The sequence below is a fragment of the Lacicoccus kunmingensis DSM 17847 genome (assembly GCF_059568765.1).
The window spans coordinates 131,927-148,453 of sequence record NZ_JCANUC010000002.1; the positions used below are offsets into that span (position 1 = coordinate 131,927).

Below are 16,527 nucleotides of genomic sequence, written 5' to 3' on the forward strand. Positions count from 1 at the left end.
CTTTGTAATTTTGATGACCAAATAATTTTTGATTGTATTTTTATAAATAAAAAACTGAACAGTCTATTAACCGTTCAGTTCATTTTTACCATACTGCCAAAGATGCCAGGTCTACGGACTGTCCGGTAAAGTATGCATATACGTAGTAGACGAGCAGACCGATTACCGGAAGAAATACGAATGCAAAGACCAGCACTCTTAGAAAGCGTGTGAATATCGAATACAGGATATTAAGTGCTATGAGCGATCCGACTGCAATCAGCACATTGATTATCGTGAACTCAATATTGGCAAGCTCAAAGTAATTTATTAAAAATATAGATAGGAATGCAAATCCTATATACATAATAATTCTGAGTATCATAAAACATCCCTCGCTTCTCGTTCAACTTAATTATACAGTGTTTTATCCTCTTTTACTAATATAGCGAATGTCAGTCCAAGCAATATAATGAAGAAACTGAGCCAAGGTGCAAAGCTGATATCAAAACGGCTGATGAAAATACCGCCGATGACGGCACCGATGCCGATACCGAGGTTCAAGCCCGACATATTCCAGCTGAAGACGCTCGCAGCCGAACCTTCGACATTGTCCACAAGACCCGCCTGGACAGCAGGACTTGTGCTCCACTGGAACAGACTCCATATGAACAGATTGACATAGAACAGAATCGGTGTGCTGTATAACAGCGGCATCGCAAGCATCGTCAGTGAAAATAAAATCATCATCGTGATGATTGTTCTTCTGGAACCGAACCTGTCAACGAGATTTCCTCCGAGCACTGTACCTGCCATTCCGCCTGCACCGGCGATAAACAGAGCAATGGAGACATTTTCTATTGTAAATCCGTTTGAAGTCATCAGCGGAGAAATATATCCAAGTACTATGTAGTTACCGATCAGCACCGACATCGTTACACCAATATACAGCACCACATTTCTCATGTTCATGATCTTCGTTTTCGTTGGACTTTCCTTACTCTCAGATTCCTTATCCGGCACCAGCAAAATCAGGCCGATACCTACAAGTATCGAAAGCACGATGACCAGCAGGAATATGATTCTCCAGCCAAACAGCGTACCAACCAAAGTACCTATCGGTATCCCGAAAACATTGGCTGCAGAGAAACCCATATATACAAGCGCAATCATTTTCCCTCTGATACTCGGCTCAGACAATACGACGGTCATATCCAAAATCTTGACGATAAAAATGGCTGCCGCCATTGCCGTCACCACTCTGCCGAGTGCCAGCATCAGAAATGTTTCGGATAATCCGAAAATGACATTACCGAATATAAAGACAATCAAAGAAATTAAAATGACAGGCTTCGGCTTATATTTCTCTGTCAGTTTAACGAGCACCGGGCCGAATATTGCAAAACTTACTGCATAAACAGTGATCAGCTGGCCGGTAACAGCAACACTGATTCCCAAGTCATCACTCATCAGTTCCAATATACCGGAAATGATCAACTCCATCATTCCGAGTAAAAACACCCCAACTGTAAAAGTGACCAATAATTTTTTATTCACATTATCACCTTAAACCTTTAAAAATAATCAACTTGAGTATTATACAATATTTATCAGGCAAATAAAACTTAATCTAATATTCAATCATGTTAAAATGGAATAAAGGAAGGTGCTTAATGAAAAAATTAATATTTTTGATGGCCGCTGTCAGTTTTATATTGATGGCCTGCGGAGAAAATGAAAGCGATGATCTGGAAAGTTTATATGAGGCATTCAACAGAAATCATGAAGAGCTGAGAAATGACATGGAACGTGAGCTGGAAGATATCAGAAACACGGAGGACCGTGAAAATCAGCTCGATATTTATTATAATAACCTGATGCCAAAGTTCGAAGACTTCAAATCAGTCATCAATAATTATGACTTCGGCGAGACTGAACATCTGGAGCTGCAGGAATCCATGCTCGATTACATTAATACTTTGGAAACTCTCGCCAAGCGTTATGGAGAATTCAATTTGAACTTTTATGTCTCAAACCCTTTTGATGACGACCGTTTTTCAGAGGCATTCGATGAAGACCTTGAGGAAATCAAGAAACTGGAAGACAATATTGAAACTAAATACAACCTGATTGAAGAACAGTACCAAAGTATAAATGAGGAATAAAAGGCTGTTCGCCGCCTTTTATTCGCAGAAAATATTTTTAAAATTACGGTGGGTCATTTGTTCAGTGAATCCGGTGCCGTACTGTTCCTCAAGTTTTCCAACCAGATTTTGAAACTCGCCTGCATGGCGCAGGCCGTTTACATATGTGGCGATACCGTCAAAATCAGAACCGATGCCGATGTGATCTTTGCCGCCGAGCTTTATGATACGGTCAATATGAGGAAACAGATCTTCAATTTCAAGTTCGCCCTCACCGATGAACATCGGGCAGAAGACGAGATTGATCATGCCGTTCCGGTCGAGGATCTGTGTAATCTGTTCATCTGTTAAATTACGCGGCTGGTCAAATACTCCACGCGCATTTGAATGGCTCGCAAACACTCTGTCCGCTTTATCTATAATGTCGTTGAATCCGGGAATATTTAAATGGCTCACATCGATGAGCACTTTATTTTCGTTGCATACTTCAATTACTTCCGCACCGAAATTGGAGAGACCTGCCTCTCTCGATTCACCAACACCATCCGCCACCAGGTTGGCATTGTTCCATACCAGCCCGAGGGACAGAACACCCAGCCTGATCAACGTGCGAAGTTTCATCAGATCATTGCCGAATGCATCCGCCCCTTCAAGCGTCAGCACAGCCCCGATTTCATGGGGGTTCAATTTTTTGATTTCACTCAGATCTTTTATGTGCACCATATTTTCCTGTGTAAGCACTTCGTTATAAAAAACATCCACCTGCTCCAGAGCATGCTGCCACTTTTCATTGTCAGGCACTTTCGGAGAGATGAAAATCGCAAAAAACTGGACCTGTACGTCTCCTTCCTTTAAACGTGTATAATTTGAATCGATTTCTTCAGCATCCAGAAACTTCATCTGTGAATGCTCATCCATAAATCCTCTTGACTGACGAATGTCACTTTGTAGTTTCAGCAGCGCGTCACAATGTGTATCTATTATCTTCATTACTTGTTCCCCCTTCAATAAATATTATACAGACAATGGATTGACTCGCAAAAAATTAAATATATTTATACATTATAAAATAATGATTGAATTAATATTAATCAAAGTATAAACTGTAAAGTAGTAATGAAAACGTTTTCTTACATTTTCATTGTTTACTTTACAATTATGAATTGTATAATTTAAATAAAGGTAGGGATATTTATGAACAAAACTGCAACTTTATTAAAATTTTTAATACCATCTTTAATTGGTGTATTCATGTTTTTATATCCTCTGACAGATGCTGACGGCGGTACGACAATACCGATCGCATACTTGGCGGGGTTATTACTGGATGTACTCGGGCATGAATCAGCTTTACTCATTATTACTATTATAATCACATTGGCTGCCATCCTGACTGTCATATTCAGCTGGATACATAAACCGAATTCAATAATGCTGGCTGATATGTTTTCAGTCACACCGGTATGGGTCGTAACAAGACTCCTTGGTGCGGTATTCGTATTGCTGACTTATTTTGAAATCGGTCCTGAAGTCGTCACTTCCATGGGCACAGGCGGCATGATTCTTAACGATCTGATGCCAACATTATTATCGGTGTTTTTATTTGCCGGCATACTGCTTCCCCTATTATTAAATTACGGTCTGCTTGAATTTATAGGTGCGATTTTCACAAAAGTGATGAGACCTTTGTTCACACTGCCCGGCCGTTCCACAGTCGATAACCTGGCTTCATGGGTCGGTGACGGAACAGTCGGTGTACTTCTAAGTAGTAAACAATATGAAGATGGATATTATACAAGAAGAGAAGCGACGGTCATCGCGACAACTTTCTCTGTCGTTTCCATCACATTTACAGTAGTCATTTTAGATTTAATCGGTTTGATGGATTATTTCGGTCTATTCTATCTGACGGTATTGGTTGCAGGTTTTGCTGCAGCATTGATTATGCCGAGAATACCACCTTTATCCAGAATCGAAGATACGTATCATCGTGAAGACAGAGATCTTAAAGAAGTCATACCTGAAGGTTACAATCCATTTACATGGGGTTATCGTCAGGCGATGGATAAAGCCGAAAAAGCAGACGGCTTTGCAGACTACTTGAAAGACGGTTTGAAAACAGTTGGAGACATGTGGTTTGCCGTACTGCCGATTGTTATGGCGATCGGTACACTTGGTACTATCGTCGCTGAATACACACCTGTATTTACATGGATTGGCGCACCATTTGTACCGCTTCTGGAACTTGTAGGAATACAAGAAGCGCAGGCGGCATCTGAGACACTGTTCATCGGTTTCACAGACATGTTCCTGCCAGCCATCTTAATTGAAACCGTCGCTTCCGACATGACACGTTTTGTCGTCGGCGCACTGAGTATCACTCAGCTGATTTACTTATCAGAAGTCGGCGGAGTTATCCTGGGTTCCAAAATACCAATCGGACTTGGCAAACTGTTCATCATTTTCTTACTGAGAACAGCCATTACATTACCAATCATCATTATCTTCGCACATATTATTTTCTAATATTACATGAAAAGAGAGGACAAGAATTTATCTTGTCCTCTCTTTTTGTTCCGCCTATTTGATTTTTAAGCAATCATCTGATGGTGTAGTAGGCGAATATGCCGCGCAGCTCTGTATTCTCGGGTTTTGGGTATCGGAAACGAGTCAGTCTCTCGAACATTCGCATATACTCGGATTCCGACTTTTAAAAACGTGTAAGTCTGCTTATGGACCGAATATGCTCGGATTCAGAGCCCGGAAAACGAGCAGTGCCCTCAAACCCCCGCACATACTCGTCTACACTTCATCATGCCGTTCACTACTTATTATATGTCACCATGTGATACTTCTTTTTACCGCGGCGGATGACTGTAAATTCTCCGTCCAGCTTGTCATCTGCAGTCATTACATGATTGACGTCCTGCTGACGCTCACCGTTAATGTAGATGGCACCATTATTAATATCTTCTCTTGCCTGTCTGCGTGATGATGAGATTTTAGTTTCAACAAGGACATTGACAAGGTTCTCGTCTTCGCCGTCGAAGTTTTCAGTCGGCACATCTTTAAATGCATCTTTGACTTCATTAGAGGTCAGAGACTTTATTTCTCCGTTGAAAAGTGCATCTGTAATCCTTTTTGCATCTTCGAGTGCTTCTTCACCATGCAGGAATCTCGTGATCTCTTCTGCAAGACTCTTCTGGGCTTTACGCAGATGAGGTTCTTCCGCCACTGATTTTTCAAGTGCTTCAATAGCCTCTTTATCAAGGAAAGTAAACAGCTTCAGGAATTTAATGACGTCTGCATCACTCTGATTCAGCCAGAACTGGTAAAATTCATAGGGCGAAGTTCTTGCCGGATCGAGCCAGATATTGCCTGATTCTGTCTTACCGAACTTCTTGCCGTCAGCTTTTGTAATCAAAGGTATCGTCAGACCTTCAGACTCATTTTCACCATACATTCTTCTCATCAGATCCAGTCCGCTTGTGATGTTGCCCCACTGGTCGGAACCGCCGATCTGCATTTTAACATTATAATTTTTGTTCAGGTGGCCGAAGTCGATTGCCTGAAGTATTGTATACGTAAATTCTGTATAGGAAATACCGGTTTCAAGACGGGATTGGATTGCATCCTTTCCAAGCAGGTAGTTCAGTCCGACATGCTTTCCGTAATCTCTCAGGAAGCTGATCAATGAGATTTCTTTAAGCCAATCTTTGTTATTTACAAGAACTGCACCGTTCTCATCGTTGAAATCAAAAACTCTGCCCATTTGAGCTTTGATTCCATCAACGTTTTGGTCAATCTGTTCTTCTGTCAGAAGCTTTCTTTCTTCAGCCTTAAATGACGGATCGCCGATCATGCCAGTCCCCCCGCCGATTAATACGACCGGACGGTGTCCATATTCCTGGAAACGCCTTAAAGTCAGAAACGGTACGAGGTGTCCGATATGCAGACTGTCAGCTGTCGGGTCTGCTCCGCAGTATATTGAGACCTGCTCGGTATCCAACAATTCAGTGATTTTCTCTTCATCAGTCATCTGATAAATAATACCACGGTATTTCAAATCTTCTAATAATGCACTCACAATAATTCCTCCTGATTTTTAAAATAAAAAAACACCCCACTAAATATAGTATGGGTGCTGAGCACGGTACCACCAAACGGTTTCGCTTTAGGATGAATATCATCCTGATGCCTGAATGTTTCTTATGGGTGTATTCACAAATTATCCATCACTGGTTTTCACCGCCCACCAGCTCTCTTGATCAGGATAAATCCACTACTTCTCCCACTATTCAGAGGGTATTAAATTAATCTAATAATAACATCTTCATTATAAAAGTCAACTGTCCGGCTGTCCCCCATCATTAAAGTGAAGTAATAATTTCATCACTTTTTAATCTTGCAAGGGTTGATATCACTATCTATAATGATTTTATATATGGTATAATGTCCGTTGATAGGAGGTCCACATGAAGAAAAATATTAGAGAATTTTTTGATAATATTAAGAAGATTTTTACGAAGGGCGAACCGAAGGGTGACAAGGACACAGTGACCGGTAATACCTTCAAAGAAAAATTTTCAAATATAAACACGAGAATGAGAAATGCTGGTTCTCCAGTCAGAGTCGCTTTTTTTACTACATATGAAACTGCTTGGAATATTGTTTTATTTATTATATTGGCATTTTCATTATTAGGCCTTTTAGCTTTCAGTGTCGGGCTTGGTTATTTTGCAGCTCTGGTAAATGACGAAGAAGTCCAGTCCAACGATGAACTGGTTGTTGCGCTGACAGAGATGACAGAAAGTTCTACTGTTGCATTCGGCACCGGTGAATCGCTCGGTACACTCCGTGCGGATCTCATCAGAGAAAGAGTCGACTATGAAGACATAAACCCTTATGTTGTCGACGCTGTCGTCGCAACTGAGGATGAACACTTCTATGAACATAACGGCGTTGTGCCGAAAGCATTCATGCGTGCAGCGCTCCAGGTCTTCGCCGGCGGCGATGATGGTACGGGCGGCAGTACATTGACACAGCAGCTCGTCAAAAACCAATTGCTTACCAATGAAACAACTTTCGACAGAAAAGCAGTTGAACTGCTCCTTGCTTTCCGAGTGGAAAAACTGCTCGATAAAGATGAAATCATCGGAGCATACTTAAACGCTGTTTCTTTTGGACGTAATGCCAATGGACAAAACGTTGCCGGCATCCAGGCAGCTGCCGAAGGTGTTTTCGGAAAAGATGCAAGTGATCTCAACCTCGCTGAAAGTGCATTTTTAGCAGGTATGCCGCAAAACCCATATGCATACACCCCATTTATGCAGGGCGGCGATGTCAAAGACGAAGATTATTTGCAGTATGGGAAGAACAGACAGACCTTCGTCCTCGACCGTATGTTATTAGAAGAGAAAATCACGCAGGAAGAATATGACGAAGCTGTCGAATATGACTTATACGCAAACCTAACAGACAGTGTCGTTGTTCCAAACCAGAACTATCCTTTCCTAACAGATGAACTGGAGCGTCGCAGTGTCCAGATATTAAAATACGTACTGGCAGAAGAGGACGGTCTGACACGTGAGGAAGTGGATTCCACACCACTCATCAACCAGGACTATACAGAACAGGCAAACCAGGCACTCCGCTATGAGGGGTATCACATTACTTCAACCATTGATAAAGAAATCTATGACACCATGCAGGATGTCAAAGATGATAACTTCTACTATTATGGTGACAGAAGTTCTGAAGATGCGATTGATATAGAGGAAGAGTCTGATGAAGAAGAAGAAATGATGCATCACGAAGTCGGGGCAATATTGAAAGAAAACAGCAGTGGTAAAATATTAGGATTCATCGGCGGTCGTGACCACGAGGCATCATCTGTCAACCACGCCACACAGACAGATCGCCAAATCGGTTCGACTATGAAGCCGTTGATAACATTCGGCCCTGCGGTCGATAAAGGCATTATTGCTCCTGACACTGTATTACTCGATGAGAAATTCAGTTATAACGGTTACGAACCTGCCAACTACGACTACGAGGAAGAATTCGGCCTTGTTTCTGCAAAACATGCACTCAGTAACTCATATAACTTAAGTACCTTAAGATTATGGGCAGATGTCCGTGAAGAAAATCCACAGGAATATTTTGAACGTATGAATATGCCACTGCCTGATACATTGTTCGACTATGAAGGCCGAGGATTCGCTTCTCTGCCGCTTGGTACGAATAACCTTACTGTACAGCAGAACGTCGATGCATTTTCAAGCTTTGCACAGGACGGCAGCTTTACAGAAGGCTATATGATTGAAAGTATTACAAGCCCTGACGGCGAGGTCGTTTACGAACACGAACCTGTCAAAAACGAAGTGTTCAAAGATTCAACTGCATATCTGATGTCTGACATGCTGCAGGAATCCTTTATCTCAGGTTCTGCATATCATATCGAAGACTTCTATCGAGGCATTGAAAATGAATACGATTTTGCAGCTAAAACAGGTACATCCAACTCATTCGTCGACTCATGGTTCATGGGATACAATCCCGATGTCACTTTAGGTTTATGGATGGGATATGACGAGAACATACCTCAGGTTTCCGGCTATGAAGGTGAACAATATCTCCATATATACAACTGGCGTAACCTGACTCAGGAACTGCTCGCCCTCGCACCGGATCAGATGGGACGCGGCGCATCATTCCAACAGCCAGATTCAGTCAGACAAATGGAATATTGTGGACTTACAATGGAAACAGAAAGTGACTGTGAAAAAGATTTAGATACACCGGTTACCGGTCCTGTTGCAGAAGATACAAGACTCAGTGACAAGAGCAGTTTAAATGACCCGGCAATACAGTCAAGAATGGGTGCTGCTTTTGATGATGAAGGACTTTCCAATTCTTCTTTGAGAGGCACAGTGACCAACACGTATGATAACCGTTATTCTGTCGGCGGCTCATCTGACGATGACGACGATGATGATTAACTTCAATTAAATTAGAGCATAAAAAGAAGAGATCGGCCAATTGGCCGATCTCTTCTTTTTGGTTTTTATTAAAATAAACCTTTTGAGTTACCTTCTGCATCAACATCCATGTTAACAGCAGATGGAGTTTTCGGTAAACCAGGCATAGTCATGATGTCACCTGTAAGGGCAACAACGAAACCAGCACCAGCTTTAATATCCAGTTCTCTTACAGTTACAGTGAATCCTTCAGGACGACCAAGTTTTTTCGGATCGTCACTTAGTGAATACTGGGATTTCGCCATACAAACCGGTAAGTTTCCAAAACCGTTTGCTTCGATTTCTTCAAGCTGTTTTTGAGCTTTAGCTGTCAGAACTACACCGTCACCGCCGTATACTTCTTTAACGATCGTTTCGATTTTCTGATCGATTGGAAGCTCAAGGTCATAAAGATGCTTGAATTCCTGTGGCTCATCAAGGACTTCCATAACCTGTTTAGCAAGATCTACGCCGCCTTCGCCGCCTTTTTCCCATACTTGAGTAAGTGAAACGCGGACGCCTTGCTCTTTACACCAATCTAATACAAAGTCTCTCTCTTCATCAGTGTCTGTAACGAAGTCGTTTAATGCAACAACAGGCTCGACACCGAATTTACGAGCGTTCTCAATGTGTTTACCTAAGTTTACAATACCTTCTTTAAGAGCATCCACGTTTGCATCACCTAAGTCAGCTTTAGCAACGCCACCGTTCATCTTAAGCGCACGGATAGTCGCAACCAGTACGATAACGTCAGGTTTGAAGTCACCTTTACGCGCTTTGATGTTCATGAATTTCTCTCCACCTAAGTCGGAACCGAAACCACTTTCTGTTACTACAATGTCAGCAAGTTTACGTGCTGTGTTTGTAGCGATTAAAGAGTTACAACCATGTGCAATGTTTGCGAATGGTCCACCGTGGATTAGAGCAGGTGTACCTTCCATAGTTTGTACTAAGTTTGGTTTGATTGCTTCTTTAAGAAGTAAAGCAAGCGCACCTTCAACTTCCAACTCTTTAGCAGTTACAGGTTTTTTGTCATAAGTGTAACCAATGATCATTTGACCAAGTTTTTCTTTAAGGTCCATGATGTCTGTAGCTAAACATAGTACAGCCATGATCTCACTTGCAACTGTGATGTTAAAACCGTCTTCACGAGGTACACCACGGCTTGGTCCGCCAAGACCAACAACCACTTGACGAAGTGCACGGTCGTTCATGTCAATAACTCTCTTCCATGAAACGCGACGCGGGTCAAGATTCAGTTGGTTACCTTGGTGGATGTGGTTGTCAATGAACGCAGACAGAGCGTTGTTAGCTGTTGTGATCGCATGCAGGTCACCGTTGAAATGAAGGTTGATTTCCTCCATTGGTAATACTTGTGCCTGGCCACCGCCGGTAGCTCCACCTTTAACACCCATAACAGGACCTAATGATGGCTCACGCAATGCAACCATTACTTTTTGTTCCAATTTGTTGAATGCGTCTGATAAACCAACAGTTACAGTAGATTTACCTTCTCCGGCCGGAGTCGGGTTCATCGCGGAAACTAAAACAACTTTTGCTTTGTTTTCGTCTCCTTCTACTTGATGAATGTCTACTTTCGCTTTATGTTTACCATGCAGTTCCAAAGCCTCATTAGGAATGTTCACCTTAGCTGCGATATCTTCAATAGGTTGAATCTCAGCTTTAGCTGCAATTTCCTGATCTGTTTGTGCCATTATCTCATCTCCTAAAAGAATAATATTGAGTTATGCTGAGGCATAACACTTACCACTTTATTATGACATATCTAAGTGAATTTTTCCACAAACAACGCATTTTAAGTTAATTCTGATAATATAATTTCCTTCCCCCGTGTTTCTGACATAATTTAAGTCACAAAATGAATTTTTTACACTTTTTTAAAGATAATCTCCCTCTGATTTTCCGGCTATAGCCAGAATCCTTCTCCAAAAATGAACCCCCTCGCTTTGAGGGGGTTCAAATATTTTATATTAATCATCATCCATGCTTGAAAGATCTCCGGCATCCAGATTCAATTCCCATGCCTTCAATACGCGGCGCATGATTTTACCACTGCGTGTTTTCGGCAGTTTATCCTTGAATTCAATTTCTCTCGGTGCAGCATGTGCAGCGAGTCCTTCCTTAACAAATACTCTGATCTCTTCTTTCAGCTCATCTGATTCCTCATACTCTTCTCTTAGAGCGATGAATGCTTTGACGATTTCACCTCTGACCGGGTCAGGCTTACCGATGACACCGGCTTCCTGTACTGCAGGGTGTTCAACAAGTTTCGACTCTATTTCAAACGGTCCGACTCTTTCACCGGCAGTCATGATGACATCATCCACTCTGCCCTGGAACCAGTAATATCCGTCTTCATCTTTGTAGGCCGAGTCACCGGATACGTACCATTCACCAATGAAGTATGAATCATATTTAGGCTTGTTCTTCCATACTTCTCTCATCATCGCTGGCCAGCCTGATTTGAGTGCCAGGTTGCCCATTCTGTTTGCCGGCAGTTCATTACCGGAATCATCTATGATCGCCGCTTCAACACCCGGTACCGGTTTACCCATGGAACCGGCTTTAATATCCATAGCCGGGAAGTTAGTGATCATATGAGCGCCCGTCTCAGTCATCCACCAAGTATCGTGAATTCTTAAACCAAGAACATCCATGCCCCATTTGACCACTTCAGGGTTCAACGGCTCCCCTACAGACAGTACATGTCGCAAGGAACTTAAATCATATTGTTTAATGACTTCGTCGCCTGCACCCATCAGCATGCGGAGTGCTGTCGGCGCACTGTACCAGATTGTGATATTCAGTTCATCAATGGCTCCGTACCATGATTCAGGTGAGAATCTACCGCCGACGACAACGTTTGTCGCACGGTTCAGCCATGGTGCGAATATACCGTAAGATGTACCAGTTACCCAGCCCGGATCAGCAGTACACCAGTATACATCATCCTCTTTTAAATCAAGTACATATTTACCCGTAATATATTGTTGAACCATAGCATACTGAACGTGAAGAACCCCTTTTGGCTGTCCAGTAGACCCGCTTGTATAGTGAAGAATCATTCCATCTTCCTTATCCAGCCATTCCATTTCCAACTCTTCGGATGCTTTCTCAAAAGCAGCATGGAAATCCACCTGATCGTCATTGTCCGTTTCACCGACAACGACGACTTTTTCAAGGTTGGGCAGCTCGTCTACAGGTATACGTCCAACCAGTTCCGGAGTAGTGACGATTACTTTCGCATCACTATTTTCCATTCTGTCTTTAACAGCTTTTTCCATAAACGCTTCGAATAAAGGTCCAACAATCGCACCCAGCTTCAAAGAGCCCAGTAAGCTGAAATATAACTCAGGCGAACGTGCCATGAAAATAAATACACGGTCCCCTTTTTCCACTCCTGCTTCATTCTTCAATACATTCGCAGCTTTGTTGGAAGCGATCTGCATATCTTTGAATGTGTATGTGGATGTTTCATCATTTTTGTAGATAAAGGCAGTCTTATCTCCATAACCATCTTCAACATGTTTATCAATGGCTTCATAAGCCATATTGAATTTATTTGTTTCAGACCATGAAAAATTCTTTTCAATCTCATCCCAGTTGAAATTTTCATAAACCTTATCGTAATCATTTAAATTCGGATTTTGATCCGTTGCTTTGTAATGCTCTACTTTCATCTTAAATCCCCCTATAAGTTTTCTCATTTCTAATGATAGTATATAATAATATTAACGTACTTTTCAAAATTTTTAAATCTTATTAATCAGGAGGTGTGATTTGTGCAGCACCAAAAAACTTATCATCAGGAACTTCTCACTCTAAATGACCGGAAAATAGTTATCGAGGGACCTGTTTCCAGCGATACTTTAAAGACATACAGCTTTGATGATGGTTTGGATGCTTTCAGAAGACCGAAGGATCAGTTTGAAGCGATTTTGGAAATCGCCGATCTCGATGAAGGCAGAATCATAATAGCACGTGATGGCGAACATATTATTGGATATGTCACCTACCACTACCCTGACGAACTTGAAAGATGGTCTGACGGCAATCTGCCCTACCTCATTGAACTTGGCGCGGTAGAGATATCTTTAGGCTACCGCAGCGGCGGCATCGGTAAAAAATTGATTCAGCTGACAATGGAAGATTCGTTTGTAGAAAACTATATTATAATCACCACCGAATACTATTGGCACTGGGACTTGAAAAATAACAGTCTCAGTGTCTACGAATATAAAGATATTATGATCAATTTGATGGCAAGCGCCGGATTTGAAGTATTTCAGACCAATGACCCTGAAATCACGGCCCACCCCGCCAATACGCTTATGGCACGAATAGGCAACAATATTAAAAGGGAGCAAATGATGGAATTCGATAAAATCCGTTTTAAAGACCGCTTCTTTTTCTAATGCTGAGGAGGATATTAAATGTTAGTAGAAAGAATTATGACATCGCCTGTCCGGACGCTGTCCCCGGAAAATACAATTGAAGAAGCGCTCAATATGATGAGCCGGTATTCATTCAGGCATGTGCCCATCACCAATGAGGAAGATAAATTAGTCGGTATCGTTTCAGACAGAGATGTTAAAATGACACTGCCGTCCGTACTGTCTGATGAAGATCCCGTTATGAATCTGGAACAGCCGCTGTCCAGAATAATGAGGACGAACGTGACCTATTGCCATCCCATGGACTTCGTTGAGGAAATTGCCCTTGATTTCTATCATTTTGCGATTGGTGCGATTCCTGTGGTCAGAGAAGGTAAAATCGTCGGTATCGTTACACAAAAGGATATGCTTAACACTTTCCTGGAGCTGACCGGTATAAAAGAACCTGGATCGATCATTGAGATAGATATCGAAGACAAGACAGGCGTCATCTATGAAGTAGGAAAAGTATTCAAAGATTTGAACATTAGAATAATCAGTGTGTCAGTTTATAAGAATAAGGAAACCAAGGGGAATAAAATCATTGTATTACGCGTTCAGGCGATGAATCCGAAATTTGCAATACAAAGACTACAGGAACAGGGGTTCAATGTGCTGACTCCTGACAAAATGGGTTTGAGATGAAACCATTATATGTATATGATAAATCATTGCTTGAATACAGATTCAATGATCAGCACCCCTTTAATCAAATGAGAGTAAAAATGACAACTGATTTACTGACAGCATCAGGTTTTTTAAAAGAAGAAGACATCATTAAACCGAGAAAAGCGACTGATGAGGAGCTATTGCTTGTTCATCAGCCTGATTATGTAGAAGCAGTCAAAAAAGCCGGTGAAGGCTCACTTCCTGGGTCCCAGATGGAAAGTTACGGTCTCGCGGGTGAGGATACGCCAACTTTTGATGATATGCACGAAAAAAGTAAAATGCTGGTCGGCGCCACACTGACCGCTGTAGATGAAGTGGTGAAAGGCAATGCAAATAAGGTTCTGAGCCTTGCCGGCGGACTACATCACGGTTTTACCGGTCGTGCCAGCGGATTTTGCATTTATAATGATTCGGCGGTAGCCATTGAATATATGAGAAAGCATTACGGTCTGAAAGTCCTTTATATTGATACGGATGCCCACCACGGCGACGGTGTACAGTTTACTTTCTATAATACTAATGAAGTGATGACCTACTCCATTCATGAGACGGGAAGATACTTATTTCCGGGCACCGGTTCCACAACGGAAAGAGGCGGCGATGCAGGTTTCGGATTTTCAGTCAATTTACCTGTCGATGCTTTTACAGAAGATGAATCATTTTTAAGTATTTTTGAAGACAGTCTGGAAAATGCAATCATCAAATTCAAGCCGGATATCCTGTTAAGCCAAAACGGAGTGGATGCACATTACAGAGACCCGATGACCCATCTCGCTTTGACTTCGAAATCATATGAAGAAATCCCGCGTATCGTCAATCGTCTCAGCGATGAATATACAGGCGGCAAATGGATTGCTGTCGGTGGCGGTGGCTATAATATATGGCAAGTTGTACCGAGGATGTGGGCACAGATATGGCTGGCGATGAACAATGAAAAACCACCGCGCGGCAAGCTGCCCGATGCTTTTCTTGAAAAATATCAAAGCAAAAGCAAGGTCGAATTCCCGACATTGTGGGAGGATGATTTAAGTGACTTCCAGGAGATACCGAGAAAGAATGATATCACTGAAAAAAATGAAGGCATGCTCCAGAGAATACTGATGTATCTGGAACAAATATAAAAAACCTCTAACTGGAGTTATATATTGACTCCAACCAGAGGTTTTTATTATTTTGTAGAAGATCTGTATTCGATGAGATAAGGCAGGATGACGTTCGGTTCATCCACAGGTTCATCTTTCATATACTTCGTCAGCAGTCTCATGCCCACTGCTCCGATATCATACAATGGTATCGCAATACTCGTCACAGGAGGACGCATCATATGCACCAGGTTCGTATTGCTGCAGCTTACAAGCTGCAACTTGTTTGGAAAGCTGATACCGCGGTCTAAAGCGCCGTGCAGCATCCCGACAGCCGCTTCATCACTCATCGTGATAAGGACGTCTACATTCTCCTCGTCGAGCAGACGGTCGAATACGTCTCTTCCTGCATGGTAGTGAGTTGCGACTTCCTGAATGTATTCCTCTTTGAAAGGCAGGTTATTTTCTCTGTAAGCTTCCTTAAGCCCATCTTCAATATGACGTTCAAGCTGTTGGGAATAAAGTGCCTTGACGAAAAATATATCTTTCGCTCCATTTTCAAATAAATGGTTTGATATTTCTTTGATCGCTTTAAAGTAATCAATGTTTACTGAAGGCAGGTTTGCATCCTTCTCACTCGTTCCGCATATAACGACCGGAACATTCGATCCTTTAATGTCTTCAATTGTCTCCTCATTCAAGGTACCGCCGAGAAATACAATACCGTCAACCTGCTTGCTGATCAGGTTCAAAAATGAGTTCCTTTCCTTTTCCGGATCATTGTCAGTATTTGCGATGATCGTCTGATAGTTATACATCTCAGCAATATCATCAAGCCCTCTTGCCAAAGACGAATAATACAAGTTGGATATATCCGGTATGATTACGCCAACTGTTGTCGTCTTTTTACTCGCCAATCCTCTAGCGACAGCATTTGGCCTGTAGTTTAATTTTTTAATGACTTCTTTAACTTTTTTTCTCGTCTCCGGCTTAACGTTGGGGTTACCGTTAAGTACCCGGGACACAGTAGCCATGGAGACTTTTGCTTCACGTGCTACATCATAAATAGTTACTGTCATATGTACACCTCCTGAATAAATATGTAAGCGTTTGTTTTTAATAATAACATGAACAGGACAGTGATTGCATCTTAATTATACTGATTGTTGTAATAATCACA

The 16,527-nt window shown here is 41.9% G+C and carries 13 protein-coding genes; 6 read left to right on the plus strand and 7 right to left on the minus strand.

Annotated features, from left to right (window positions below; translation table 11 throughout):
• Positions 1–85 precede the first annotated feature (85 nt).
• On the minus strand, positions 86–364 hold the full coding sequence (locus BO48_RS03190) for a hypothetical protein (RefSeq protein WP_496365998.1): 279 nt from the start codon (positions 362–364) through the stop codon (positions 86–88).
• Positions 365–390: 26 nt separating this feature from the next.
• The gene (locus BO48_RS03195) at positions 391–1,536 is read right to left on the minus strand and encodes an MFS transporter (protein ID WP_496365999.1); all 1,146 of its coding nucleotides are present in this window, start codon (positions 1,534–1,536) and stop codon (positions 391–393) included.
• Between the two features lie 116 nt (positions 1,537–1,652).
• Here BO48_RS03195 and BO48_RS03200 point away from each other — a divergent pair, with 116 nt between their 5' ends.
• On the plus strand, positions 1,653–2,144 hold the full coding sequence (locus tag BO48_RS03200) for a hypothetical protein (RefSeq protein ID WP_496366000.1): 492 nt from the start codon (positions 1,653–1,655) through the stop codon (positions 2,142–2,144).
• Positions 2,145–2,162: 18 nt separating this feature from the next.
• Here BO48_RS03200 and BO48_RS03205 read toward each other — a convergent pair whose 3' ends face one another.
• Positions 2,163–3,113, minus strand: coding sequence for a dipeptidase (locus tag BO48_RS03205; protein WP_496366001.1), 951 nt, complete (start codon positions 3,111–3,113; stop codon positions 2,163–2,165).
• A 204-nt stretch (positions 3,114–3,317) separates the two neighbouring features.
• Here BO48_RS03205 and BO48_RS03210 point away from each other — a divergent pair, with 204 nt between their 5' ends.
• The gene (locus BO48_RS03210; RefSeq protein ID WP_496366002.1) at positions 3,318–4,649 is read left to right on the plus strand and encodes a YjiH family protein; all 1,332 of its coding nucleotides are present in this window, start codon (positions 3,318–3,320) and stop codon (positions 4,647–4,649) included.
• Between the two features lie 298 nt (positions 4,650–4,947).
• Here BO48_RS03210 and tyrS read toward each other — a convergent pair whose 3' ends face one another.
• Complete coding sequence (gene tyrS / locus BO48_RS03215) at positions 4,948–6,213, minus strand: tyrosine--tRNA ligase (protein ID WP_496366146.1); 1,266 nt, start codon at positions 6,211–6,213, stop codon at positions 4,948–4,950.
• A gap of 385 nt (positions 6,214–6,598) precedes the next feature.
• Between tyrS and BO48_RS03220 the strand changes: the two genes are divergently transcribed.
• Positions 6,599–9,124 carry a transglycosylase domain-containing protein gene (locus tag BO48_RS03220; RefSeq protein ID WP_496366003.1) on the plus strand — a complete coding sequence of 842 codons (2,526 nt, stop codon included), beginning with the start codon at positions 6,599–6,601 and terminating at the stop codon, positions 9,122–9,124.
• A gap of 68 nt (positions 9,125–9,192) precedes the next feature.
• Here BO48_RS03220 and BO48_RS03225 read toward each other — a convergent pair whose 3' ends face one another.
• Positions 9,193–10,857: a formate--tetrahydrofolate ligase gene (locus BO48_RS03225; protein WP_496366004.1), complete on the minus strand. Its 1,665-nt coding sequence runs from the start codon at positions 10,855–10,857 to the stop codon at positions 9,193–9,195.
• Positions 10,858–11,133: 276 nt separating this feature from the next.
• On the minus strand, positions 11,134–12,843 hold the full coding sequence (gene acsA / locus BO48_RS03230) for an acetate--CoA ligase (RefSeq protein ID WP_496366005.1): 1,710 nt from the start codon (positions 12,841–12,843) through the stop codon (positions 11,134–11,136).
• Positions 12,844–12,945: 102 nt separating this feature from the next.
• Here acsA and BO48_RS03235 point away from each other — a divergent pair, with 102 nt between their 5' ends.
• The 3 genes from BO48_RS03235 to BO48_RS03245 are packed head-to-tail and all read left to right on the plus strand — an operon-like array spanning position 12,946 to position 15,386.
• A complete protein-coding gene (locus tag BO48_RS03235) occupies positions 12,946–13,578 on the plus strand; it encodes a GNAT family N-acetyltransferase (RefSeq protein WP_092985584.1) in 633 nt (210 codons plus the stop codon).
• A gap of 18 nt (positions 13,579–13,596) precedes the next feature.
• Positions 13,597–14,241, plus strand: coding sequence for a CBS and ACT domain-containing protein (locus tag BO48_RS03240; RefSeq protein ID WP_496366006.1), 645 nt, complete (start codon positions 13,597–13,599; stop codon positions 14,239–14,241).
• Complete coding sequence (locus tag BO48_RS03245; RefSeq protein WP_496366007.1) at positions 14,238–15,386, plus strand: acetoin utilization protein AcuC; 1,149 nt, start codon at positions 14,238–14,240, stop codon at positions 15,384–15,386. Before BO48_RS03240 ends, BO48_RS03245 begins: the two co-directional genes overlap by 4 nt.
• Positions 15,387–15,433: 47 nt before the next feature.
• Here BO48_RS03245 and ccpA read toward each other — a convergent pair whose 3' ends face one another.
• Positions 15,434–16,426 (minus strand): catabolite control protein A, encoded by a 993-nt coding sequence (gene ccpA, locus BO48_RS03250; RefSeq protein ID WP_496366008.1) that lies wholly within the window; start codon positions 16,424–16,426, stop codon positions 15,434–15,436.
• Positions 16,427–16,527 lie beyond the last annotated feature (101 nt).